The sequence below is a fragment of the Actinacidiphila sp. bgisy144 genome, assembly GCF_057708105.1.
Window position 1 is genome coordinate 236,720 of record NZ_JBYIRM010000005.1, and the last position, 22,570, is coordinate 259,289.

Genomic DNA, 22,570 nt, shown 5'->3' on the forward strand with positions numbered 1-22,570 from the left:
CTGTCGGGCCCCGGGGGCGGACGGCGGACCCGCCTCCCGGGGCCCGGGTACGGTCGCCACCGTCGTACCGGCGGCTGTCGGTGGGAGCCCTTAGCGTGGTCAAGGTGAGGACGGGGACGGGGAGTGCGGGCACGGTGCTGGTCGTCGTGCGGGGCAACAGCGCGTCGGGGAAGTCGTCGATCGCGGCGGGGCTGCGGGCCGGCTTCGGGCGCGGGCTGGCGATCGTCGGGCAGGACAACCTGCGGCGTACGGTGCTGCGGGAGTGGGACCGGCCGGGCACGTCGAACATCGGACATCCCCTTCGAGGAGACGCTCCGCCGCCACACCACCAAGCCGCAGGACGGGGATTACGGCGAGACGGAGATGCGCGGCTGGTACCGCCCGGCCGACCTCCTCCCCGGCGGCGTCGAGACGGTCATCGGTGCGGACAGTGCCCTGACGGCGAGCGTCGACCGGATTCTGCGCGACACGGGCCTGGCGGGCAGCCCCGGCCGAGAGTCCGGGGGAGGGTCACTTCCACGGGGATGAGGGCGGTTCGGCCGCCGTCGTTGCGGTCATCGCGTCCTCGACGCTTCGGTGGACGCGGTCGCGGCCGAGCCGGGTGGCCAGGGGGTGGCGGTCGAAGTCGCGGCGGGCGGCGGCGCGCAGGCGGGCCAGGTGCAGGGTGGCGCCGCGGTGGTGGAGGGCCTCGCGCAGTTCGTCGAGGGTGTCCAGGACGGGGACGCCGAGGTGGTAGGTCGCGCTGAGGTCCAGGACGACCGTGTGCGGCGGCGGGTGGGCGGCCGCAGTGAGGGCGAGCAGGCCGAGGCGGGTGCGGTTGGCGTTGCCGAAGAAGAGCGCCCCGTCGGGGCGGACGACCAGCACGCCGGGGACGGTCGTCGCGCCCGGGTTCCGGTCGGTGTCCCCGTACAGCGGGCTGCCGGGGATCTTGCCGAGGACGGAGAGGCGGGTGGTGCTGGCGGCGGCGATGAACAGCAGCAGCGACAGCGCGACGGCCAGCAGGAGCCCGGGCAGCAGGTCGAAGAGGAGGACGCCGAACAGCGCGGTCAGCGCCACCCACAGGCTCGCGTGGTCGGCCTTGGCGTAGCGGCGCAGTTCGGCGGTCGACAGGAATCCGCGGACGGCGATGATGACGATGGCGCCGAGCACGGGTTCGGGCAGGTCGGTGAAGAGCGGGGTGAGGAACGCGCCGGTGAGCAGGATGAGCCCGGCGGCGATCAGCGAGGTCAGCCGGGTGCGGGCGCCGGCTGCCTCGGCGGCGGCGCTGCGTGAGGCGCTGCCGGAGACGGTGAAGCCGCGGAAGAGGCCGACGGCGATGTTCGACGCGCCGACCGCCGCCATCTCGCGGTCGGCGTCGACCTCGTCCCCGTGCTCGCGGGCGAAACGGGAGGCGATGCTGAACGCCTCGGCGAACACCACCAGCGCCACCCCGCAGGCGCCGCCGGCCAGCCGTCCCCAGTCGGCGGCGGGGATGCCCGGCAGGTGCGGGACGGGCACGGCCGAGGGGATCTTCCCCACCACCTCCACACCGTGCTGCTTCAGGTCGAGCCCCGCGGACACCACCAGGGCCACGACCAGCACGACCAGCGACGCCGGGGCCTTCGGCGCGTACCGCTCGATCGCCAGCAGGGCCGCCAGCGCCGCCGCGCCCACGGCCAGCGAGGTCAGGGACCAGTGCGGGAGGTGCCGCAGCAGTGTCCACAGCCTGGGGAAGAACTGGCCGTCGCCACTGGACGTCCCGGCGATCTTCGCGGCCTGGCGAACCACGATGGTCAGCGCCATCCCGAACAGGAAGCCGTTCAGCGCGGGTTCGGCCAGGAAGTTCGTCACGAACCCGAGCCGGGCGAGGCCCGCGACCAGCAGTACCGCCCCGGCGAGCACCGCGAGGGCCGCCGACAGCCCGACCGCCTGCTTCGGGTCGGAGCTGACGTCGGCGACGGTGGCGCCGGAGAGCACCGCCGCGGCCGACGTCGCCCCGATGATCAGGAACCGCGAGCGGCCCAGCAGGACGTACGCCACCAGGGCCACGGGCGCGGCGTAGAAGGCGTTCTGCGGGGGCACCCCCGCGATCTGCGCGTAGGCGACGCACTCCGGCACGATCAGCGCCCAGGCGGTGAGCGCGCCGAGCACGTCGCCGCGCGAGGCCCCGCCGCCGAGCACGGCCCGCGCCACCGACCGCGTTCGCGCAGGTGCGTGTGGTCGGTCGGCCACGCCTGCACCTCTCTGCTCAGCCGGGCCCTTTTCCTCGTTCGCCCGGAGCCGGTGGCGGTTCAGGGAGTGACGATGGCGAAGGCGGGATCGGGGTCGTCGAGGACCTCTGCGAGGCGCCGGAGGACGCCGGGGTCGCCGTCGTACCGGACACCGTCGGTCTGCTTGCCGGCCAGCAGCGGCATCAGCCCGCCGCGGGTGAGGGCGACGGACAGGTCGGCGCCGTCGGTGGGGCGGTCGGTGCGGGTGTGGACGAGGACGCCGTTGCGGAGCGTGAGCCGGTACCGCTCGTCCGCGTCGGTGAAGTGCCAGTCGACGGTGAGGGTTGTGGCCCAGGCCCTGGGGCCGTTGACGCGGATGGCGAGGGAGTCGAAGACCTGTTCCACGGTGAGGGCGCCGGCCATGCTGCCCGCGGTGATGGGCGTGGGCTTGACGCCCTCGCGCAGTTCCTTGGCGCCTTGGAGGTAGTTGTTGCGCCAGGTGCCGCATTCGGCGCCGTGGCCGAGGCGCTCGAAGGTGGTGGCGAGCAGTTCCTTGGCGTCGGACCGGTCGGGGGCGGCGAAGACGGCGTGCTTGAGCAGTTGGGCGGCGAAGCGCAGGTCCCCGGCGTCCAGGTACGAACGCGCCTTGTCCAGGGTGGCGTCGAGGCCGCCGACGCAGTCCACGTACCGGCGGGCGGTCTCGGTCGGCGGGTGCTCCCACAGGGAGGAGGGGTGGCCGTCGTACCACCCCATGTAGCGCTGGTAGATGGCCTTGACGTTGTGGTTGAGGGAGCCGTAGTAGCCGCGCGCGTGCCAGGCGGACTCCAGCGCGGGCGGCAGCTGGATCAGCTCGGCGATCTCGGTGCCGGTGTGGCCCTGGTTGGTGAGCCGCAGCGTCTGGTCGTGCAGGTAGGCGTAGAGGTCGCGCTGCTCGGACAGGAAGGCGGTCAGCCGGTCGTTGCCCCAGGTCGGCCAGTGGTGGGAGGCGAACAGCACGTCGGAACCGGGGGCGAACAGCTCGACCGCCTCGGTCAGGTAGCGGGCCCAGACCCGGGCGTCCCGGACCACGGCGCCACGCAGCGTCAGGATGTTGTGCATGTTGTGCGTGGCGTTCTCCGCCATGCACAGGGCCCGGCGCTCGGGGAGGTGGAAGTTCATCTCCGAGGGGGCCTCGGTGTCCGGGGTGAGCTGGAAGCGGAACCGTACCCCGTCGAGGGTCTCCTCCTGGCCGGTGCGGGTGACCTCCACGGTGGGCGGCCGTAGGCTGGGGGTGCCTCGGGAGGCGGTGAAGCCCAGGCCGACACCGATCAGGCCGGTCGGCCCCGGCGGCAGTTCGGCGCCGGTGTGGTAGATGCCGCGGCGCAGCATGGCGGTGCCGGCGTAGACGTTCTCGGCGACGGAGTTCGCCATGAAGCCGGGCGGCGCCAGGATTGGCACGTCGTCGTCCGGGCCGAGTACGCCGTCGATGCCGCCGAAGTGGTCGATGTGGGAGTGGGTGAAGACCACCGCGGTCACCGGCCGCTGCCCGCGGTGCGACCGGTACAGGGCGAGCGCCGCGGCGGCGCACTCGGCGGACACCAGCGGGTCCACGACCACCACGCCGCGTTCGCCCTCGATCAGCGACATGTTCGACAGGTCGTACCCGCGGACCTGGTAGACGCCGTCGGTCACCTCGAACAGCCCCGCCCGGGAGCACAGCTGGGACTGGCGCCAGAGGCTGGGGTCGGCGGTGTCCGGGCAGTCGCCGGCGAGGAACGAGGTCGCGTCGAAGTCCCAGACCACCTCGCCGCCCGCACCGGTGATCCGGTCCGTGTCAGGTGCGGCGACCAGACCGCGGTCGGCGTCGGCGAAGTCCTGGCGGTCGGCGAAGTCCAGCGGGTCGGTCGTGGTGGTCATGGTCGTCCTTTCGAGAGCTCGTCGGGGGCCACGGCCGGTGGTCCGCCGGTGGTCTGCCTGTGGTGCCGGTGGTCCGCCGGTGGTCTGCCTGCGGTGCTGGTGATCTGACGGTGGTCCGCCGGTCCTCATGAGGTCAGGCCGCTGATCGCGTCGCCGACGTACTTGGCGCCGAGTACGGCCAGGAGCGTCGTCATGATCGCCGCGTTGTGCAGGGCCATCCAGCCGCGCCACTCGCCCAAAACCGTCTGCGACCTGCTCCCGCCGAGCAGGTAGACGCCCAGCGGCAGCACCGTGCACAGCGAGGCGACGAGGACCATCAGCACTGCGGCGACGGTCTTCCCGCCGGCGCCCGCGCCCGAAGCGGCGATCGAGACCGCACCGCCGATCGCGAGCACCAGGTTCTTGGGGTTGGCGACCGCCAACGCGGCCGCGAGGCCCGCGGACCTGGCAGGCGTGAAACGGTCGACGGCCTTCATCCAGCCCGGGGTCGCCGCCTCCCGCCCTTCGCGCGGCCGCGCCCGCCACTGCTTGACGCCGAGCAGCAGGAACACCAGCCCGAGCGCCAGCTTCACCCAGTACGTCCAGCGCCCGGGCCCGCCCGCGCCGTGCGAGGCGTCGCCCCCGGAGCCGGCCACCACCACGACCGCGACCAGCACGGCCAGCGCCACGATCCACCCGGCGGCGAACGCCACACCGTTGCTGCGCCCCTTCGGCGTCGCCAGCATCAGGATCACCGCGATCAGCGGCAGCGGGCTGATGGCGATACCGACCGCCGAGGCCAGCATCTGGCCGACCGCGTCACCCACGGCGGCCCCGCAGGCTCGTGCGGGCGGCGAGCGGAAGCGGTGCGCGGTGGGGAAGCGGTGCGCGGTGGGGAAGCGGTGCGCGGCGCGGCGGCCGGCTTCGGGTGGGGCCGGCCCCGACGTCCCTCGCCATCCGGTGCTCCTCTGCTCGGTTGCCCTCCACGCTCGGCACGGAGGGCCCCCGCGACCACCCCGGGGCCGCCGTACGGGTGACGGAAACCGGACGGGCAAGGTGCCGGGCGCCCGTCTCCCGTCCTTCGCCCGATCGGGGTGGAGGGCGCCGTAAGAGGGTCAGCGCAGGCCGGCGAAGAGGTCGTTCTCGGGTACGGCCGCGCCCGTGGTGTCCCGGACCCGGACGAAGGTCTCCATGCCCATCAACTCGCCGAACCGCTCCTTGCCCATCTTGAGGAAGAAGATGTTCTCGCCCTGACTGGCGTGCGCGGCCAGCGCGTCGAACTTCTGGCCGCTGAACGCGGTGGTGTCCACCCACGTGGTGATCTCGTCGTCCGGCAGGCCGATCTCGGCCATCGCGGCGGCCTCGGCAGGGTCCGGTTCGGGCATGTCCTCGCCGAACTCGCGCATGATCTCGCCGAACCGCCGCAGCCCCGAGCGGGGCATCGTGGTCCAGTAGACCTTCGGTGCCGGCTCGGTCATCTCCAGCGCCGCCATGGTGATGCGGTGCGCCTGGATGTGGTCGGGGTGGCCGTAGAACCCGTTCTCGTCGTAGGTGACGACCACGTCGGGCCGGTAGTGCCGCATGAGTTCCGCGAGCCGGGCGGCGCCTTCCTCGACGGGGGTCTGCCAGAAGGCCCCCGGGGCGTCGTTGCTCGCCCAGCCCATCATCCCGGAGTCGGCGTAGTCCAGCGTCTCCAGATGGCTGATCTTCAACACGTCGCAGCTCACCGCGAGTTCCTGCCGGCGCATCAGGGCGACCGCGGCCGGATCGTGACCGGGATCGCCGGGCTTGACGCCCTCCGGCCCGTCGCCGCACCGGCCGTCGGTACAGGTCACGAGAACCGTGCGGATGCCCTCCGCGGCGTACCGGGCGAGGACCCCGCCGGTGCCGGTGGCCTCGTCGTCGGGGTGGGCGTGCACTGCCATGAGCGTCAAGGGGCGGTCAGTCATGGGGCGGTCCTCCTGCGGGGATTACGTCGTGAACCGAAGAGTGTGGCGTCCGTACCAGCATGCCGGGGCGCGAGCCACGGTGGGACGGGCGCCCCTGCCCCTCGGTGCAGGACTCTCCTCGGTGCAGGACGCCTCGCGATGCAGGACGCCTCGCGGGCAGGACACCTCGCGATGCCGGACTCTCAGCACAAGGGGCTGCGGGGCAGCAGCCGGTCCGAGATGATCTTCTGCTGGATCTGGCTGGTTCCTTCGAAGACGGTGGTCAGGCGGGCGTCACGCCAGTAGCGCTCGACACGGCGTTCGGTGGTGTAGCCGTTGCCGCCGTGCAACTGCATGGCCTGGCCGGTGACCTCGACAGCCATCTCGGTGGCGAGGAGCTTGGCCATCGCCGCCTCCCGTTCGCAGGGACGGCCGAGGTCGATCAGGTGGGCGACCTGCTGGTAGAAGGCGCGCGCCTGGTCCACCCGGGCGGCCATCTCGGCGGCCATGAAACGCAGGGCCTGGAAGTCACCGATGGGGCGGTCGAACTGGTGGCGCTCCTGCAGATACAGCAGGCACTCCTCGACCGCTGCCCGGGCGAGGCCGACCGCCCGTGCGGCGGTGTGCACGCGCGCCGCGTTGAGGCCCTGTTCGATGGCGCGGAAGGTGTTGGCGTCCTTGCCCTTGACCTTGACCTTGCCCTCGTCCTCGTCCTCGTCCTTGCCGCCGGCGCGGGCACGGCCCAGATCGGCCACCAGGTTGGCGACCGGTACGCGCAGCCCGTCGAACTCGAGGTTCCACGTGAGGAAGCCGTGGTAGCCGATCTTGTCGATGGGGGTCCCGGTCAGCCCCTCGGGAAAAGCACCGGGCTCCTTCTCGACGACGAGGGTGCCCATGCCGGCCGACCGCCGCTCGCCGGGCTCGGGGTCCCGGACCCGGCACAGGAGCTGGATGAAGTCCGCGGCTTTGGCGTTGCCGCACCAACGCTTGGTCCCGGTGACGACGAAGTGGTCTCCGTCGCGTACCGCGCGCGTGCTGACACCCGCGAGGTCGGAGCCGGCGCCGGGCTCGGACAGGGCGGCGGCGCCGATCCACTCGCCGCGCGCGCTCTTCTCCAGCAGGCGGCGGCGCCTGGCCCCGTCGTCGAAGCCGGTGCCCATGCCCTGCGCCCGGGCGATGATGCTGGCGACGCTCATCCATCCGCGGGCCAGCTCCTCGGCGATCAGGCAGTACTCGAACACCCCGAGCCCCATGCCTCCGTACTCGGTGGGGATGAGGATGCCGAAGTAGCCCTGCTTGCCCAGCTTCTCGATGAGCGAGCGCGGCATCTCGCCCTTGTGCCTGTCGAGTTCGTCGGCGACCGGGCGCACCTCCTCGTCCGAGAAGCGGCGAGCCTCGGTCTGGAGGGCCACCCGCGCACCGGTGTCGTACGGGGGAGCCAGGACCGGGACCGGCGGAGCGATGACGGTGGGAGAACTCATGGGCCACTCCTTCGTATCCCGCATGACGGCATGCCATGCCGTTTCTACCCTTCGGGACTATGCGCCCGGCCCAGGTCCCGCGTCAACCTGCGCTAGCTGGTGAGGTTCGCGCTGATCTCGGCCGCCGTCCTGACCGCCAGGTCCCCCCAGTGCGGCACCTTGCGGTGGTCGAAGCGGATGTCCGGCATCGAGATCGCGATGCCTGCGACGGGCCTGCGGCCGGGGCCGAGCACCGGCGCGCCGATGGCGCACACGTTGGCGCGGTTCTCGCCGATGTTGACGGCGTAGCCGAGCTCGCGGGTTTCGCGGATGTTCTCCCGGAGCCGGGCGGGGTCGGTGATGGTGTTCTCGGTGACCCGCTCCAGTCCGTGGGCGATGACGCGCTCCACGTCCGCGTCGCCCATGGCGGCCAGCATGCTGCGGCCGATCGCCGTGACGTGCAGCGGCCCCGAACTGCCCAGGCGGTTGTACGTGCGCACGGGCTGGTCGCAGTCCACCCGGTCGATCAGCACGATCCGCTCCAGGCCGTCGAGCACCGAGAGGTGGATGGTCTCCTGGGTGGTGTCGCGCAGCGCGGCCATGGGCTCGGCCGCCGCCTCCCGGACGCCGACCTCGCCCACCGCCCGCCTGCCGACGATCAGCGCCTTGGCCGTCAGGTTCCACCGGGTCTGCTCCTCCTCGGTGGGGCGCAGCCATCCCGCCTCGGCCAGCGTCACCAGGACGCGCTGCACGGTGGAGGTGGGCAGGTCGACCAGGCGCGAGAGCGCGCCCACGCCGATGGGCTGGTGCTCGGAGACGGCCTCCAGCACCCCGAGGCTGCGAAGCACGCTCTGCATGGCGGTTCTCCTTCATCGACGGTCGTTGCCGACGCATCGCTCACTGGCATCGCTCACTGACGTCGCTCATTGACGCCGGGGGCGACCGGAGCCATGCTGGGAATCCAATTTCGGGATGGCATGCCACATCGTGGCATGGATTCCCCTTCGCTTCAACGAGGAGGTGAAGGCGTTGCTCCGGACCCCACCCGCGCACTCGTCGACCGCGGTGCTGGCCACCGCATCGAGTCGACTGCGCTTCGAGGACCTTCCGCCGCAGGTGGTCACCCTCGCGCGGCAGTGCCTGCTCGACGTGCTGGGCACCATGCTCGCCGGAGCCCGCGAGCCGGCGGCGCGCATCCTGGCGGACTTCACAGGCGCGGAGGTCGCGGGCGGCCCCTGCACCCTGGTGGGGATGCCCGGCACGGCCGCCGCGTCGTCCGCCGCACTGGTCAACGGCACGGCCGGCCACGCACTCGATTTCGACGACGTGATCGGCACCGTGGGCCATCCCTCGGTCGCCGTGGCTCCGGCCGCGCTCGCTGTGGCCGAGCGGACCGGCGCTTCCGGGCGCGCGCTGCTGACGGCGTTCGTGGCCGGGGTGGAGACCCAGGCGCGGATCGCCGCGGCGGTCGGCCCGGCGCACTACGCCCGCGGCTTCCACTCCACCGCCACCTTCGGCTCCTTCGGTGCGGCCGCCGCGGTCGCCCACCTGCTGGGCCTCGACACTCCGCGCACCACCACGGCGCTGGCGATCGCCGGGACCCAGGCCGCCGGGCTGAAAGCGGTCTTCGGCACCATGAGCAAGCCCTTGCACGCGGGCCGCGCGGCGGCGAACGGAGTCGTCGCCGGCGAGTTGGCCGTGCGGGGCTTCACCAGCGCCGACGACATCCTCGGGCACGCGCAGGGCTTCGCCGCGGCCGAGTCCGACGCCTTCCACGCCCGGGCGCTGTCGCCGAGGTTCGGCGATCCCTGGCACCTGGAGGAGGTGCGGTTCAAGACCCACGCCTCCTGCTTCCTCACCCACGCCTCCGTCAACGCCCTGATCGCACTCCGCGCCCAGGCCGGATTCGACCCGGGCGAGGTGGAGCACATCGGGATCGCGGTGCCGCCGGGACATCTGGACGTGTGCGGCATCCCCGAACCGCGCACCGGACTGGAGGCCAAGTTCAGCCTGACCGGCACGGCCGCGCTCGCACTGGTCCACCGGCGCGCCACACCGGACCTGTTCACCGACGCCGCGACGGCCGATCCGGCCGTCCTGGCGCTGCGCGAGCGGACAGCCGTCGTCCCCGACCCGTCGCTGTCCGGCCCCGTCGCCGAGGTGCGCGTCGCGCTGCGCGACGGACGCGAGCTGCGATCCGCGTGGGACATGCGTGCGCCGGCCTGGACCGAGGACCCCGCAGAGCAGGACGACGCCCTGGCGGCGAAGTTCACCGGACTGGCCGAACCGGTACTCGGCCCCGAGCGCGCCGCCTTGGTGGCGCGGGCCGTCGCCGGACTGGCCGGATTGGACGACGTGCGTGTGCTGTGCCGACAGCTGCGCGCCTGACCGGAGGGAACCCCATGTCGCAAGAACTCGCGGCGATCAGGAAACGCGCCCGACTCCTGGCCAAGGGCCGGTACTTCGAGGACTTCGAAGTGGACCAGGTCTTCGAGCACCACTGGGGGCGCACCCTGACCGAGGCCGACTCCGTCCTGTTCACCACCTTGACGCTGAGCTACAACCCGATCCACTTCAACGCGGAGACCGCCCAGGAGCAGGGGCACGAACGGCTGGTGGTCCACCCGAACCTGCTCTTCCTCACGGTGTTCGGGCTCAGCGTGGAGGACCTCAGCGAGAACGGCGGCCCCTTCCTCGGCGTCGAGGAACTCACCTTCCACCGGCCGGTCCTGGTGGGTGAGACGGTCCGCGCGCGCAGCCGGGTCCGCACCGCGCGGCGCTCCGACAGCCACCCGGGCATGGGCATCGTCGGCTGGCACACCGAGGGCCTGGTCGGCGGCGAGGTCGTGGTGGATTTCGTCCGCACCAACTTCGTGCGCACCGCCGGCGCGCCCGGCGTTCTGTGAGCTGAGGAGACACCCACGACTGAAAGGTAGGACCGACATGTACTTCGAGGACTTCACCGTCGGCGACGTCTACGAGCACGCCCGCGGCAAGACCGTCACCGAGATGGACGGCGTCCTGATCACCAACATGGTCATGAACACCGCCCAGGCCCACTTCAACGCCCACTCCCGCAAGGGCAGCGCCTTCCCGCACGTCCTGGTCTTCGGCGGGGTGACCATATCCATGGTCATCGGCCTGGCCACCCAGGACACCGGGGAGCACGCGCTCGCCGAACTCGGCCTGGACCGGATCAGGCTGCGCGCCCCCGTCACCCACGGGCACACCCTCTACGCCTACACCGAGGTCCTGGACAAGCAGGACGCCGACCGGCCCGACGCCGGTGTGGTCCGCTTCAAGCACTGGGGTGTCAACCAGGACGACGTGCTGGTCTTCGAAGGAGAGCGCACCACGCTCATCCAGCGGGCCGGAGCCCCGCGGTGAACGGCCCACTCGACGGAATCGTGGTGGTCGACCTGACCCGCGCGCTGTCCGGTCCCTACGCGACCATGCTCCTCGCCGACCTCGGCGCCGACGTCATCAAGGTCGAGTCCCCGGCCGGCGACTCCTCCCGAGGCACCGGCCCCTTCCCCAGCGACGACGAGGCCCACCACTACGGCGGCTACTTCCAGAGCGTCAACCGCAACAAGCGCAGTGTCGTCGTCGATCTCCGCTCTGCCGAGGGCACCGCGGCGGTGCGTCGGCTGGCAGCAGGTGCCGACGTGCTGGTGGAGAACTTCCGGGCCGGGGTCATGGACCGGATGAGCCTGTCGTACGAGTCCCTGCGGTGCGACAACCCCCGCCTGATCTACGGCGCGTTGCGCGGGTTCGGCGATCCGCGGACCGGAACCAGCCCCCATGTGGACCGGCCTGCCTTCGACGTCGTCGCGCAGGCCATGGGCGGCCTGATGGGCATCACCGGCCCCTCGTACCAGCCCACCAAGGTCGGCGCCGGCATCGGCGACGTCTTCCCGGCGGCGCTGCTGGCCGTAGGCGTCCTGGCCGCCCTGACCGACCGCGCCCGCACCGGGCACGGCCGCTTCGTGGACGTCGCGATGTACGACGCCGTCGTCTCCTTGTGCGAGCGGACCGTCTACCAGCACTCCTACACCGGCGCGGTCCCGACCGGCGAAGGCAACGACCATCCGCTGCTCTGCCCCTTCGGCCTCTACCGCACCGCGGACGGCTGGGTGACCGTCGCCGCCCCCCGCGACCACCAGTGGCGGGCACTGTGCGCCACCCTCGGACGGCCCGACCTCGCCGAGGACTCGCGCTACGCCACCAACAACGCGCGGGTCGCCGTGCGCGACAAGGTCCGCGCCGCCATCGAGGAGTGGACCACGGGGCGCACCTCCGCACAGGTGGTGGCGGCCCTCGCCGCGGACGTGCCCTGCGGTCCGGTGAACACCGCGGCGGACCTGTACGCCGATCCACACCTGCGTGCCCGCGAGATGCTCGTCGAGATCGAGCACCCCGGCAGCGCACGGACGGTCACCGTGGCCGGACAGCCCATCAAGTTCGCCGGCTCCGGTGCCGCCGTCCACCGCCGCGCTCCGCTGCTGGGGGAGCACACTGCCGAGATTCTCGGCTCGGGCGGTCCGAGCCGCCCCAGTGGTCCCGGTGGCCCCGGTGGCCCCGCGGGCACGGACCGCTGATCACCAGCCGACCCGCTTTGACGTTTCCCCGTCCCCGTCCCCGTCCTTCATCGGAGGCATGCCATGCGGATGCGCCGCAGTGAACTGTCCACCCCCGGAAGCAACGAGAAGATGCTCGCCAAGGCCGCCGGCAGCGACGCCGACCTGGTCTTCTGCGACCTCGAGGACTCCGTCGCGCCCGCCGAGAAACCGGCCGCACGAGCCAAGATCGTGCACGCTCTGCTCAACCACGACTGGCGGCCGGCCACCCGGGCCGTGCGGATCAACGACCTGGAGACCCACTACGCCTACCGCGACATCCTCGACGTCGTCACCGGCGCTCGCGACGCCCTGGACATCGTCATCGTGCCCAAGGTCAAGTCGGCGCGGGACGTGTGGTGGGTGGACCGCCTGCTCACGCAGATCGAAGCCGACCTCGGCCTGACCAAGCGGATCGGCATCGAGGTCCTCATCGAGGAGGTCGAGGCGATGATCGTCGCGGAGGAGATCGCCCATGCCTCACCCCGCCTGGAGGCACTGATCTTTGGCCCCGGGGACTATTCCGCCTCCCAGGGCGTCCGGGTCACGGAGATCGGCGCCGCCGACGGCTACCCCGGCGATCTCTGGCACTACGCCCGCAACAAGATCGCCATCGCGGCCCGGTCCGCCCGGATCGCGGCCGTCGACGGCCCCTTCGCCGACTTCAGCGACCCCGACGGCTACCAGCAGCAGGCCCGCCTCGCCCACACCCTCGGCTTCTCCGGCAAGTGGGCCATCCATCCCAGCCAGATCGCCCTGGCCAACGAGGAGTTCCGCCCCACCGGCGAGGAGGTCGCCCGCGCCCGCAAGCTGGTCGCCGCCTTCGACGAGGCTCAGGCACGCGGACTGGGGGCGGTCGCCGTGGACGGAACCATGGTCGACATCGCCTCCGTGCGCCTGCTGCGCAACACCCTCGACCAGGCCGAGGCCCTCGGCCTGTGACCGCCGCCGAGCGGTTCCGCCTCAGCGCACGGTGATGACCAGCTTGCCGGTGGTGCGGCCCGTCTCCCCCAGCACGTGGGCCCGTGCGCCTTCGGCGAGGGGGAAGGTGCCGGAGACGTGAGCGCGGAGCTTGCCCCGGTCGGCGAGATCGGCGATGGCGCGCATACCGGCCCGGTCGTGCTCGACGGCCAGGTGGACGGCGCGGACCTGCGCCTTCTCGGCCGCGGCCCGGGTGTCCTCGGCGCCCGGCAGCAGGGTGACGAGGACGCCGCCGGGGCGGATCACGCGCACGGAACGGGGGGCGTTCCCCCCGCCGAGGGCGTCGAGGACGACGTCGTAGCGCGTGTCGGTGTCGGTGAAGTCCTCGGAGCGGTGGTCGATGCAGGCGTCGGCGCCGAGCCCGCGCAGGAAGTCGTGCTTGGGGGCGCTCGCCGTGCCGGTGACGTGGGCGCCGCGCTCCTTGGCGATCTGTACGGCGAGATGGCCGACCCCGCCGGCCGCGGCGTGGATCAGCACCCGTTGCCCGGCCCGGAGCCCCGCGGTGTCGACGAGGGCCTGCCAGGCGGTGAGCGCGGCCAGCGGCAGGGCGGCCGCCTGGACGTGGTCGAGACCGGCGGGCTTGGCGGCGAAGGCGCGCGTGGGGCCCGTCACGTATTCGGCGTGGGAGCCGGCCCCGTACGGGTAGGGCAGCATGCCGAACACCTCGTCACCGGGCTTGAAGAGGGTGACGCCGTGGCCGGCCTCCACCACGGTGCCGGAGACGTCCCAGCCGAGCGTTCGCGGCGGGGGCGGCAGGAAGCCGCTCTGGGCGCGGTGCATGTAGTCCGTGGGGTTGAATCCGGCCGCGTGCACAGCGACCAGGATCTCTCCCAGGCCGGGCGCGGGACGCGGAAGTTCGGTCAGCCGCAGCACCTCGGGTCCGCCGAGGGCGGTCTGACGCAGGGCGAGCATCACGGGAGCGCCGTCCCCGGCAGCGGAACTCCGGGGGTTGGCGGCCGCCGCCGGTTCCGGGGGATTGACGTGCTCAGAGGTGTCCGTGGAAGTCATAACCCCACCCTGACCGTGCGGCCCGGCCCGGGACGATGGCAGGAAAGTCATCTTTCGATACGATCGTGCCATGGCTGCCCCCACCGATGTCGGCCGACGCCTTTCCGACGCCGGCGGCCCGTCCGACGCCGGCGGCCCGTCCACCGCCCGCGGCCCGTCCACCGCGTCCACCGTGCCCTCGCGGGCCCCGGAAGGCTCCGACCGCGCGGCCGACCCGGGCTCGCGGCCTGGCTCCCACAAGGTCGTCGTCCTCGCCCTCGACGGCGTCTATCCCTTCGAACTCGGCATTCCGCACCGGGTCCTGGGCTCCGCCGAGGGCCGCTACGAGGTGCTTTCCGCGAGCGTGGACGGGCGGCCCGTACGTACCAGTTCGGACCTGACCGTCACCCCCGGACACGGCCCCGAGGCGCTGGCCGAGGCGGACACCGTGGTCATCCCTCCCTACCCGATCTCCCGGGCCTCGGCCGCCGCACCGGACCCGCGGGCCCTCGCCGCCCTGTCCCGCGTCCGCCCCGGCACCCGTCTCGTGTCCATCTGCGCCGGCGCCTTCCTCCTGGCCGCCGCCGGTTTCCTGGACGGGCGCAGGGCAACCACCCACTGGGCTCTCTCCGACTGGTTCCGGGAACTGTTCCCCCGGGTCGAACTCGACGCAGGTGTGCTCTTCGTCGACCACGGTGACGTCCTGACCTCCGCGGGGGCCGCCAGCGGGATCGACATCTGCCTGCACCTGGTGCGCCGGGACCACGGCAGCGAGGTGGCCAACCGGGTCGCCCGCCTTTGCGTCGCGCCGCCGTACCGGGACGGCGGGCAGGCGCAGTACATCGAGCGGACTATGCCGCACGCGAGCGGAACCGGCACCGGTCCGACCCGCGACTGGGCACTTCAACGGCTGGAACTGCCCCTGTCGCTGAACGACCTGGCCGCGCACGCGGCGATGAGCACCCGCACCTTCGCCCGCCGCTTCCAGGAGGAGACCGGTCTGAGCCCCGGCCGCTGGCTGACCCAGCAGCGGCTGCGGCGGGCGCGGCACCTGCTGGAGTCCAGCGACCTGCCGGTGGAACGGGTCGCCCACGAGGTCGGCTTCGCCACCGCCACGTCGCTGCGGCGGCACCTGGCGGAGGAGGCGGGGGTCGTCCCGTCGGCGTACCGCCGCACCTTCCGCGCCTCCCGCCGCTGAGAGGGAGAGCGACGAGACCGCTCACGGCGAAGCGGCCCCGCCTCCGCCCCGCCTCCGCCCCGCCTTCGCCCCGGCCGCGGACCACCTCGCACACCTGCGCACGCAGAAGCGGGGGCAGGCCGGGGCAACGAACAGCACCGAACGCGGTGGAGGACCGCCTACGGCAAGCCACCACAGCGCCGGAACCAACCTCGAGACAGCAACCAGCTAGCCGAGCGTCCGGAGCACCTCGTTGATGTTGGCCCGGTACAGCCGAAGCTGTCGCAGGCCGCGAGCGTAGCCGTCGTGGTGCTGCGCGATGTCCGCGGCCTGTTTCTGCGCCTGGACCGTGTGCCAGATCTCGACCGTGTGGTGGCGGCGCTTGCAGATGACGTCGGCAACCGCCGTGGCCCGCTCCCGCCGCGTGTGCGGGGTGTTGCCGTCGCTATTGCGGTGCCAGGCGGTGTCCGTGTAGGCCGCGACGGGGTCGGGATAGGGCGTGAATCCCTGCCCTGCCATACAGCGGGACCAGGTGTTCCATGCCGCGACCAGGCGCGGGTCACGCTCGACCGCCTTCTGGACCTCGACGACCCGGGTGCTCGCGTAGAGCCAGTCCCCCTTGAGGTCGATGCCGCGCACCAGTCGACGTCCTGCCTCGGCTTCGCAGGCCGGAAAGTCCACGAACTCGGCGCTGGTCATCCGGCGCCCCTTCGGCCGCCGGTCCGCGTCCTTCGCGGGGTCCCATCCGTAGCCCCAGCGGCGGGCACTGTCGAGCTCGAGGACCCCGTATTCGGTGCCGACCGCGGCGCCACGGATGGGGTCGACGGGGTAGCGCGGGTCGAGCGGGAAGCCCGGGTGGCCGTGGCCCGCCATGCACTGCCGGACCAGCAGCGCGGACGCCTGCTGGGACCGCTGGTAGTCCTGCGACGTGGACGTGTAGGGGTCGGCGGGAAGCGGGCCGGGAGCCGCCGCCGCACCGACGGCCTCCCCGCTCTGCGAGCCGGCGGCGCCCAGCGCCAGCAGTACCGCCATCCCGACCGCGATGCCGCGCCGTGCCCCCAGTCTCACCACAGCGAAAATGCTAACGCTCTGTCAGCCAAGCTCTGCCCGCCGAGGAGCGGCGTGCGGTGCGGAACCGACCCAGCTTCGCGAAAGTACGCCCCAGCAAGACGCCGGATCAGCCGCGCACGGGGCCCTCGGCTGCGCACTGCGCCGGCGGACGGCACTCGACCGGCTCGTAACCGAACCCGTTGGAGAGCGCTCCGCGGTCGCCCGTACGCTGGTGCGGCTCGATCTGTCGCCAACGCCAACACACTTGGCCAGTAGAGCAGTTCACACATCCCAGGGGGGACCGCCACGTGAAAGTTCGTTTGGCCCTACCAGGCGTAACGGCCGGCGCGATGCTGGCCGTCGCGCTGAGTTTGCCGGCCGCCGCAGCCGAGCCAGGCACGCCAACGCCGGGCACTCCGTCGTCCGGCGTCACCTCGTCCGCGCCGGACCCGACGGACACCACGTCCGCGCCGGACCCGACGGACACGGACACGCCGGCGGACCAGTTCGAGGTCTACGGTGTGGGCAACGCCCACTCGGACTACTGGAAACTGGCCCTGTCGGTCCTGAGCCTCAGCGGCGACCAGATCGCCAGTATGACCGCGCACTACCGCCCTCACGGCGCACCCACGGATTCACCGGACTCGGGCACCACGACCGCGTTCGGGTACGACCCCCTCTTCGGCGGGCAGATCTCCGCCGATCGGCCCGCGCTGCCGGCCCTGGGGGTGTACGACGTCTCGCTCGATGTCACCGACACCGAGGGCGCGACCGAACACTTCGCGGACGTAGGTGAGTTCACTTACGCGGCGAAGGTGAAGGTCGGTCGGCTGACGGCCGACCGCAGCTCCGTCGACTACGAGCACCGCTCGTACACCGTCAGTGCTCCGGTGACCGTCACCGACCCGTCCACCGGAGCCGCACTCGACTCGTCGGGCGTCACGGTCTCGTTGGACAACCCGGATCTGGCCCCCGGAACGGTGGCCACTGCCACGGTCGGCGCCGATGGCCGGATGACGGCGCCCGTCACGGTCAAGGGCGCCGCCAGCTACCGCACCTTCGACGCGCAGGGCACCGCCACCGCCGGCTACCCGTACGCGCTCGACAGCAGCGACTCCACTGTCCTCAGTGTGCCGGCGAAGGCCGAGACCACTCGCCTACGGATCCTCAGCAGCGCCGATGTGAAGCTCCCCAAGGGTGGGCACACCACCCTTCGTGGCGTGTTGGAGCGGAAGGTCGGCAACGTCTGGACGCCGACACCGGGACAGACGGTCAACGCCGACGGGCCGCCGTACTACCACGCCAGCGCCACCACCGATCCCAGCGGCATCTTCACGATCACCACCGGCACCGCCGGGGCCTACTACTTCGACAACTACCGCAACTACGACCCCTACCTCGACGAGAGCCAGACCACCACCCCGGTCTACGTGCACGTGCCCTCGCCCAGCCGGGTCACCCCGTTCCACGTCAGCGAGAACGAGTACGGCGAGGCGAAGATCGACGGCCGACTCAACCTGAACGGAGCGGAGTTCGTCTCGGGGACCCAGTCCGTGACGATCCAGTTCTCGTACGACAACAAGACCTGGCACACCGTGGGCACCACGAAGATCGGCCGTTCCGGCCTGGCCGGGGACGAGTTCAGCTGTTACGCGACCTACGGCGGCCAGGCCAACGGCTACTGGAGGGCGTACTTCCGCGGCACGCCGGACTACTCCCCGTCCTACAGCTCCGCCGTGAAGATCTACCGGACCCCGTCCCGGATCACCGGCGGCACGCCCAGCCACACCACGGTCCGCAAGAACACCTACCTGGCCTTCGGCGGGCACGTGGAGCAGCGCAGCACGTCCGGTAAGTGGTCCGGCATCTCCCACACCTACGTCTACCTGGAGTTCCGCCCCTCGGGCAGTTCCACCTGGCACTATGTTACCCGGGTGAAAACCGACTCCAAGGGCGCCTACCACCTGCGCGGCAAGGCCACCCGCACCGGCAGTTGGGCCGTCGTCTGGTTCACCTCCGACAGCCACCACATCGACTCCAACGGGCCGCAGCGCACCGTCGACGTCAAGAAGTAGCCACCATCGGGCCCACCGTCGGGCGGGGGCTCCGGCCACCGGCAGGGTGCCCCCGCCGCCCAAGCACGTGCGGAGCCGTACTCCCCCGCCCCGCCACGCGGACCCGGAGCCAGGTGTGAGCCGTCGTCTCGGCCGTTTCCAGGTGTGCGGGAGGCCGTGGATCTCCGACACCGACTGCCATCACTGGAATCCGTTCTCGTGAGGGGTTGCCCCCAACACGCTTTCCAACGGGTCATGGGGGAGTGCATGAGGAAGCGCGGGCGTTCCGAACTGGGGCGACCAAGGATGTAGCCGGGATCCGAACGCTGCCGGACAGGGTTGAACGAGACCAGAAATGAGACCAGGCGGGCTTCTCTCACCCGGCCAATCGGCCTTGCCACATCAGACCTGTCCCTCGCCGCCCGCGGGACCGTTCAGCCCATTGTGCGCGGGCCGTTCCTCGTCGATCTGCTGCTGCATGCCCCGCCGACCGAGGGAACTTAAAGGAGTAGACGTCACCGTGGGCTTGTCGGTGGTCAGCGCTACGCTGCTCGCGACCACCAGCCCACAGCGATCGGCTGAGGTGCTGACCTCCGGCTGTCGCTATCGACGAGGGACTCCACGGATGAACGCGACACCTGCGGCCCATCAGCAGCATCAGGGATCGTTGATCAAGATCGTCTACTTCGACGAGGAGTCGGCTTCGGACTACCTCGATATCTCTATTGGCGGAAAAGAGGCTTCTACCAGCGAGGAAATCAAGGAGCGCTCTAAGGACATGCATGGCAAGGTGGAAACAAGGCTGATCGCGAAACTCAGCTGGCTTCCGTTCCTCGGAACCTCCGCCGAGGCTAGTTTGGGATCGGGTTTCTCGGCCGCGGGCAAGAGCATTCTGAGTAAGACGTTGTCTAACACGATCCTCACCGACTATTTGACTAAATCGTCCCAGGACGAGAGAATCCGACAACTGCGCAGTCTTCGGGTGGCGGCCGTGCCCGGTTCCATGGCCTTCGCGAAGATGTACACGCCCTATATGATCATTGCCAATACGAGCGATACGGGTATCGACCTTTCGCGTCTTGACGAGGCGCTGGAGCACGCTAAGGGTTACTACGAGCTTGTCGGCGAAGGCGCACATGGCACCAAATATGTGCTGCGTTTTAACATCAGGGCGTTCCGCAACAACTACGGATTGACGGATCTCGGTCGGATGCGTTTGGTCTTCCACGGCGTCTTCGTCGGGAAGACGACCGAGCGTGCCCTCCTCGCGGAAGAGGAAATGAATCAAGGATCTGCAAGCACGGAGCCGCTTAGTGCGCGAGATCTGATCGACGGCACCAACACGATGAGTGTCCCGGAACTCGGCGTCTACGACGTCATCCTTGCCGGAGTTGAGCATGACGCATGATATGACTGTCACCATTTACTACGGCCCGCTGTCCTGGTTCGCCGAATCAATGGCCTCGAAGAATTCCAAGAGTCTGCTTGAGATTGCCTACGAGCTCGACGAGGCTTCGAGGGTCGTTAAGGTTATCCAGCAAGAACCGGGCGACGTTGATGAAGTGGACCTGCCGAAGCGGAATCGTCCAGGCCATGTGGCCGCCGAGACCAGCGACTACGCAAGCCTGAATGAACACACTATTTCGAACTTCGTTGGCTGGATCCGTTTGGTTAACCCGAAACATCTTCATCTCCACAACCCGCCAGTGCACGTGCACGAACAATTGCGGCGGAGCTTCTCGACGCAGGTGAAGCACTACGAATATCCCGTGATCACGCGCAAAACACTGATCGACTTCCGGGACCGCTTCGATGGTCATCTGGTCGGACAAGAAGGCGTCAAGGAGTCGCTCCTGGCAGCGGTTTATCCGCTGACAAGGCCGGAGCGAGACAAGCCGGTGGTCCTTATGTTTTACGGCCCATCCGGCGTCGGCAAGACCGAGTCGGCTCAATTTGTCAATGGGCTGCTAGGTGGTGCCTTGCTGCGCAAGCAGTTCTCCATGTTCCATAGCGACCAGTTTGCGTCATACCTGTTTGGAGGTAAGCATTCAGAGCCGTCATTTGCCCACGATCTACTTGATCGAGAATCTGGCATTATCCTGATCGACGAGTTCGACAAGGCGAACCCAATTTTTCACAGCGCCTTCTATCAACTCTTCGATAGCGGAGTATTCGAAGATAAGAACTACAGCGTGACCCTCGGGTCATCGCTAGTCATCTGCACTTCGAACTACAACTCGGAGAGCGATATTCAGAAAGAGCTCGGAGATGCACTCTACTCCCGCTTCGACGCCGTGATCCGATTCAATCAGCTTACGGTAGAAGAAATCCGTCAGGTGATCGACCGTCTGGTCAGTGCGCGTGTCGGAGAGCTTGCCGACGATGAAAGGGAGAACATCGACGCCAATTCTGTGCGTGATCTCCTGTATCGGTACGCTGAGAATGGAAATGGAAACGTTCGGAAGCTCGGCAAGACCGTGGATGAAGTGATCTCTCTGCTACTTGTTCGATCCATGCTCGATGAGCACGACGGCTCGACGTGACCGGGCGTGGCAGCGCGGCCCGCGACCTGCGAGACCTCCTCGGTTCCAAGGCGCACTTCGGCGCCGACCTCGCCGTCGTCGTCACCACGACGCGCTTTAGCCGTCAGTCACTCGACTTCGCTGTCCAGAACGGCATCGCCGCCATCCACCGCGACTCTCTGGGCCTGTGGAACAACGGCGCCGCGCTGCACTCCCTGCTGGGCATCAACGGAGCAGGCCAGGGCAACGAGCAGCACCGAGCCCGGTGGAAGAACACCTACGGCAAGCCATCACCGCGGCGACGGATGCGCGCACGCGGTAACAACTAGCCTGATTGGATGTGGGATTGTCCGGGGTTTTCCTGGCGCGCTGGGCCCAGCGGCTCGGGTGCTCGGGGCTCGCGCTTGCGAGCGATCGCTGTGATTGACTTGGAGGGCGCCGTGTACTGGGCTTGGTCGGTAGCTGAGAGCGAGTTGGCGGAGGTGCTTCCGCGGCGCTGGGTGCACTGCCAAGGGGTTGCGGCGCGGGCCGGGGAGTTGGCGGGGCTGCTTGGTGAGCAGGCGGCTCTTCTTCGCTCGGCGGCGGTGCTGCATGACGTCGGCTATGCGCCGCGCTTGGCAGCCACTGGGTTCCATCCGCTGGACGGCGCGCGGTTCCTTCGGGACGAGCACGCTGCTGACGACAGGTGGACGAGGCTGGTGGCCAACCATTCGTTCGCGCTTCTTGAGGCCGAGGAACGCGGACTGCGGGAGACGTTGGAGGACGAGTTCCCGCTCGTGGAGGACCGGCTGCTCGTGGACGCGCTGGTGTACTGCGACATGACGACGACGCCGGGCGGCGAGCTGACCACTGCGGGGGAGCGTGTCGCGGAGATCGTCGGCCGGTACGGGGCGGAGAGCACCGTGGGCAGGTTCATCCGGCGGGCGGAGCCGGAGATCTTCGGGGCGGTGGGACGTATCGAGAAGGGGCTGGCTGCGGTTCAGCCGAGGTAGGGGTAGGTGCCGGCGAGGTAGTCGCCTATTTGCTGGCGCATGCTGGGGTGGATGTCGTAGTGGTCGAGGTCGTCGGGTTGGACCCAAAGGACGCCGTCGGCTTCGTTGTTGATGGTGGGCTTGCCGCCGATCGGGCGGCCGATGTAGGTGTTCTCGTATTGCTGGCGGATCTCGCCGTCGGTGTAGGCGACGATGTGCTTCGGGTTGGTGTAGACGCCCAGGAAGCCGTTGATCTCCGCGATGATGCCGGTTTCTTCGAGGCACTCGCGGATCGCGCACTGGGCAGCGGTCTCGCCGATGTCCTGGGCCCCGCCGGGCAGTGCCCACTGGCCGGTGTCGCGCCGGCGTTGGAGGAGGATCGCGCCGGCCTTGTCCACGACCAGGAGGTTGCTGGCGGGGATGAGGGTGTTTGCTTTGGGGGCGTGGGGGTCGTTGTAGTACTCAGTCCTGCCCATGTGTGGTGGTCCCCTCGTGCTCGGGTGTCCAGGGGTGTGCGCGGACCCAGACGTGGTCGAAGCTGTGAGCGTAGTCGTCGAACCAGCCGCCGGCTCCCGCCCATTTGAGGTGCAGGATCGGGTTCGTGCTCGCCGGCTGACCGAGGACGTGCGGATTCACCAGGAGTATGTCGTCGTAGCGGAAGAGGGAGTTGTAGAGGGTCGTGTCGTGGAGACGGACCTCGCATCCGGCCACCGTCAACAGCGAGGGGTAGTAGAAGAGAGAAGCGCGGATCTTGGGGGCC

Annotated in this window: 21 protein-coding genes and 1 pseudogene; 12 read left to right on the top strand and 10 right to left on the bottom strand. The window is 70.1% G+C overall.

Going from position 1 to position 22,570, the window contains the following annotated elements; genetic code table 11:
- Nucleotides 1-95 precede the first annotated feature (95 nt).
- Nucleotides 96-528, top strand: a pseudogene (locus AC3EVP_RS08355) (P-loop NTPase family protein).
- Here the strand turns inward: AC3EVP_RS08355 and AC3EVP_RS08360 are convergent.
- From AC3EVP_RS08360 to AC3EVP_RS08385, 6 genes are all read right to left on the bottom strand, one after another.
- On the bottom strand, nt 511-2,211 hold the full coding sequence (locus AC3EVP_RS08360) for a SulP family inorganic anion transporter (protein WP_435127692.1): 1,701 nt from the start codon (nt 2,209-2,211) through the stop codon (nt 511-513). The pseudogene AC3EVP_RS08355 and the gene AC3EVP_RS08360 overlap by 18 nt on opposite strands.
- A gap of 59 nt (nt 2,212-2,270) precedes the next feature.
- On the bottom strand, nt 2,271-4,085 hold the full coding sequence (locus AC3EVP_RS08365) for an alkyl/aryl-sulfatase (RefSeq protein ID WP_435127694.1): 1,815 nt from the start codon (nt 4,083-4,085) through the stop codon (nt 2,271-2,273).
- A 125-nt stretch (nt 4,086-4,210) separates the two neighbouring features.
- Nucleotides 4,211-4,891, bottom strand: coding sequence for a GAP family protein (locus AC3EVP_RS08370; RefSeq protein ID WP_435127696.1), 681 nt, complete (start codon nt 4,889-4,891; stop codon nt 4,211-4,213).
- A gap of 288 nt (nt 4,892-5,179) precedes the next feature.
- Nucleotides 5,180-6,013, bottom strand: a complete 834-nt coding sequence (locus tag AC3EVP_RS08375) for a PIG-L family deacetylase (protein ID WP_435127698.1) — start codon at nt 6,011-6,013, stop codon at nt 5,180-5,182.
- Between the two features lie 182 nt (nt 6,014-6,195).
- On the bottom strand, nt 6,196-7,473 hold the full coding sequence (locus AC3EVP_RS08380; RefSeq protein WP_435127699.1) for an acyl-CoA dehydrogenase family protein: 1,278 nt from the start codon (nt 7,471-7,473) through the stop codon (nt 6,196-6,198).
- 92 nt (nt 7,474-7,565) lie between these two features.
- On the bottom strand, nt 7,566-8,309 hold the full coding sequence (locus AC3EVP_RS08385; protein ID WP_435127700.1) for an IclR family transcriptional regulator: 744 nt from the start codon (nt 8,307-8,309) through the stop codon (nt 7,566-7,568).
- A gap of 115 nt (nt 8,310-8,424) precedes the next feature.
- Between AC3EVP_RS08385 and AC3EVP_RS08390 the strand changes: the two genes are divergently transcribed.
- From AC3EVP_RS08390 to AC3EVP_RS08410, 5 genes are all read left to right on the top strand, one after another.
- Nucleotides 8,425-9,840, top strand: coding sequence for an MmgE/PrpD family protein (locus AC3EVP_RS08390; RefSeq protein ID WP_435127702.1), 1,416 nt, complete (start codon nt 8,425-8,427; stop codon nt 9,838-9,840).
- 14 nt (nt 9,841-9,854) lie between these two features.
- Nucleotides 9,855-10,358 carry a MaoC family dehydratase gene (locus AC3EVP_RS08395; protein ID WP_435127704.1) on the top strand — a complete coding sequence of 168 codons (504 nt, stop codon included), beginning with the start codon at nt 9,855-9,857 and terminating at the stop codon, nt 10,356-10,358.
- Between the two features lie 37 nt (nt 10,359-10,395).
- Complete coding sequence (locus tag AC3EVP_RS08400; RefSeq protein WP_335971335.1) at nt 10,396-10,839, top strand: MaoC family dehydratase; 444 nt, start codon at nt 10,396-10,398, stop codon at nt 10,837-10,839.
- Nucleotides 10,836-12,050 carry a CaiB/BaiF CoA transferase family protein gene (locus AC3EVP_RS08405; protein WP_435127707.1) on the top strand — a complete coding sequence of 405 codons (1,215 nt, stop codon included), beginning with the start codon at nt 10,836-10,838 and terminating at the stop codon, nt 12,048-12,050. The genes AC3EVP_RS08400 and AC3EVP_RS08405 overlap by 4 nt, the downstream gene beginning before the upstream one ends.
- A gap of 69 nt (nt 12,051-12,119) precedes the next feature.
- On the top strand, nt 12,120-13,010 hold the full coding sequence (locus AC3EVP_RS08410) for an HpcH/HpaI aldolase/citrate lyase family protein (RefSeq protein ID WP_435127709.1): 891 nt from the start codon (nt 12,120-12,122) through the stop codon (nt 13,008-13,010).
- Nucleotides 13,011-13,031: 21 nt separating this feature from the next.
- Here AC3EVP_RS08410 and AC3EVP_RS08415 read toward each other — a convergent pair whose 3' ends face one another.
- Nucleotides 13,032-14,057: an NADP-dependent oxidoreductase gene (locus AC3EVP_RS08415; protein WP_435127711.1), complete on the bottom strand. Its 1,026-nt coding sequence runs from the start codon at nt 14,055-14,057 to the stop codon at nt 13,032-13,034.
- 70 nt (nt 14,058-14,127) lie between these two features.
- Between AC3EVP_RS08415 and AC3EVP_RS08420 the strand changes: the two genes are divergently transcribed.
- Nucleotides 14,128-15,234, top strand: coding sequence for a GlxA family transcriptional regulator (locus tag AC3EVP_RS08420; protein ID WP_435127713.1), 1,107 nt, complete (start codon nt 14,128-14,130; stop codon nt 15,232-15,234).
- A 207-nt stretch (nt 15,235-15,441) separates the two neighbouring features.
- On the opposite strand, the gene AC3EVP_RS08425 is transcribed toward AC3EVP_RS08420, so the two are convergent.
- Entirely contained in the window at nt 15,442-16,284 is an 843-nt protein-coding gene (locus AC3EVP_RS08425) for a hypothetical protein (RefSeq protein ID WP_435127715.1), read from the bottom strand.
- Nucleotides 16,285-16,613: 329 nt separating this feature from the next.
- Here AC3EVP_RS08425 and AC3EVP_RS08430 point away from each other — a divergent pair, with 329 nt between their 5' ends.
- The 5 genes from AC3EVP_RS08430 to AC3EVP_RS08450 all read left to right on the top strand — a co-directional run bounded on the left by AC3EVP_RS08430 (nt 16,614) and on the right by AC3EVP_RS08450 (nt 21,831).
- Nucleotides 16,614-18,338 (top strand): hypothetical protein, encoded by a 1,725-nt coding sequence (locus AC3EVP_RS08430; RefSeq protein ID WP_435127717.1) that lies wholly within the window; start codon nt 16,614-16,616, stop codon nt 18,336-18,338.
- 499 nt (nt 18,339-18,837) lie between these two features.
- The gene (locus tag AC3EVP_RS08435; protein ID WP_435127719.1) at nt 18,838-19,725 is read left to right on the top strand and encodes a DUF6414 family protein; all 888 of its coding nucleotides are present in this window, start codon (nt 18,838-18,840) and stop codon (nt 19,723-19,725) included.
- A gap of 1 nt (nt 19,726) precedes the next feature.
- Complete coding sequence (locus tag AC3EVP_RS08440) at nt 19,727-20,860, top strand: AAA family ATPase (RefSeq protein WP_435127721.1); 1,134 nt, start codon at nt 19,727-19,729, stop codon at nt 20,858-20,860.
- The gene (locus AC3EVP_RS08445; protein ID WP_435127723.1) at nt 20,857-21,168 is read left to right on the top strand and encodes a restriction endonuclease; all 312 of its coding nucleotides are present in this window, start codon (nt 20,857-20,859) and stop codon (nt 21,166-21,168) included. Before AC3EVP_RS08440 ends, AC3EVP_RS08445 begins: the two co-directional genes overlap by 4 nt.
- Before the next feature lie 111 nt (nt 21,169-21,279).
- A complete protein-coding gene (locus AC3EVP_RS08450; protein ID WP_435127844.1) occupies nt 21,280-21,831 on the top strand; it encodes an HD domain-containing protein in 552 nt (183 codons plus the stop codon).
- On the opposite strand, the gene AC3EVP_RS08455 is transcribed toward AC3EVP_RS08450, so the two are convergent.
- Both AC3EVP_RS08455 and AC3EVP_RS08460 read right to left on the bottom strand, forming a co-directional pair.
- Nucleotides 21,819-22,286, bottom strand: a complete 468-nt coding sequence (locus AC3EVP_RS08455) for an NUDIX hydrolase (protein WP_435127725.1) — start codon at nt 22,284-22,286, stop codon at nt 21,819-21,821. The genes AC3EVP_RS08450 and AC3EVP_RS08455 overlap by 13 nt on opposite strands.
- Entirely contained in the window at nt 22,273-22,527 is a 255-nt protein-coding gene (locus tag AC3EVP_RS08460; protein WP_435127727.1) for a hypothetical protein, read from the bottom strand. The genes AC3EVP_RS08455 and AC3EVP_RS08460 overlap by 14 nt, the downstream gene beginning before the upstream one ends.
- Nucleotides 22,528-22,570: the final 43 nt, after the last annotated feature.

Excerpts from the sequence above, each read along its gene's own strand:
- AC3EVP_RS08365 (WP_435127694.1), bottom strand. The coding sequence starts at position 4,085 with ATGACCACCACGACCGACCCGCTGGACTTCGCCGACCGCCAGGACTTC.
- AC3EVP_RS08375 (WP_435127698.1), bottom strand. The coding sequence starts at position 6,013 with ATGACTGACCGCCCCTTGACGCTCATGGCAGTGCACGCCCACCCCGAC.
- AC3EVP_RS08380 (WP_435127699.1), bottom strand. The coding sequence starts at position 7,473 with ATGAGTTCTCCCACCGTCATCGCTCCGCCGGTCCCGGTCCTGGCTCCC.
- AC3EVP_RS08385 (WP_435127700.1), bottom strand. The coding sequence starts at position 8,309 with ATGCAGAGCGTGCTTCGCAGCCTCGGGGTGCTGGAGGCCGTCTCCGAG.
- AC3EVP_RS08390 (WP_435127702.1), top strand. The coding sequence starts at position 8,425 with ATGGCATGCCACATCGTGGCATGGATTCCCCTTCGCTTCAACGAGGAG.
- AC3EVP_RS08395 (WP_435127704.1), top strand. The coding sequence starts at position 9,855 with ATGTCGCAAGAACTCGCGGCGATCAGGAAACGCGCCCGACTCCTGGCC.
- AC3EVP_RS08400 (WP_335971335.1), top strand. The coding sequence starts at position 10,396 with ATGTACTTCGAGGACTTCACCGTCGGCGACGTCTACGAGCACGCCCGC.
- AC3EVP_RS08410 (WP_435127709.1), top strand. The coding sequence starts at position 12,120 with ATGCGCCGCAGTGAACTGTCCACCCCCGGAAGCAACGAGAAGATGCTC.
- AC3EVP_RS08415 (WP_435127711.1), bottom strand. The coding sequence starts at position 14,057 with ATGACTTCCACGGACACCTCTGAGCACGTCAATCCCCCGGAACCGGCG.
- AC3EVP_RS08420 (WP_435127713.1), top strand. The coding sequence starts at position 14,128 with ATGGCTGCCCCCACCGATGTCGGCCGACGCCTTTCCGACGCCGGCGGC.
- AC3EVP_RS08430 (WP_435127717.1), top strand. The coding sequence starts at position 16,614 with ATGCTGGCCGTCGCGCTGAGTTTGCCGGCCGCCGCAGCCGAGCCAGGC.
- AC3EVP_RS08440 (WP_435127721.1), top strand. The coding sequence starts at position 19,727 with ATGACTGTCACCATTTACTACGGCCCGCTGTCCTGGTTCGCCGAATCA.
- AC3EVP_RS08455 (WP_435127725.1), bottom strand. The coding sequence starts at position 22,286 with ATGGGCAGGACTGAGTACTACAACGACCCCCACGCCCCCAAAGCAAAC.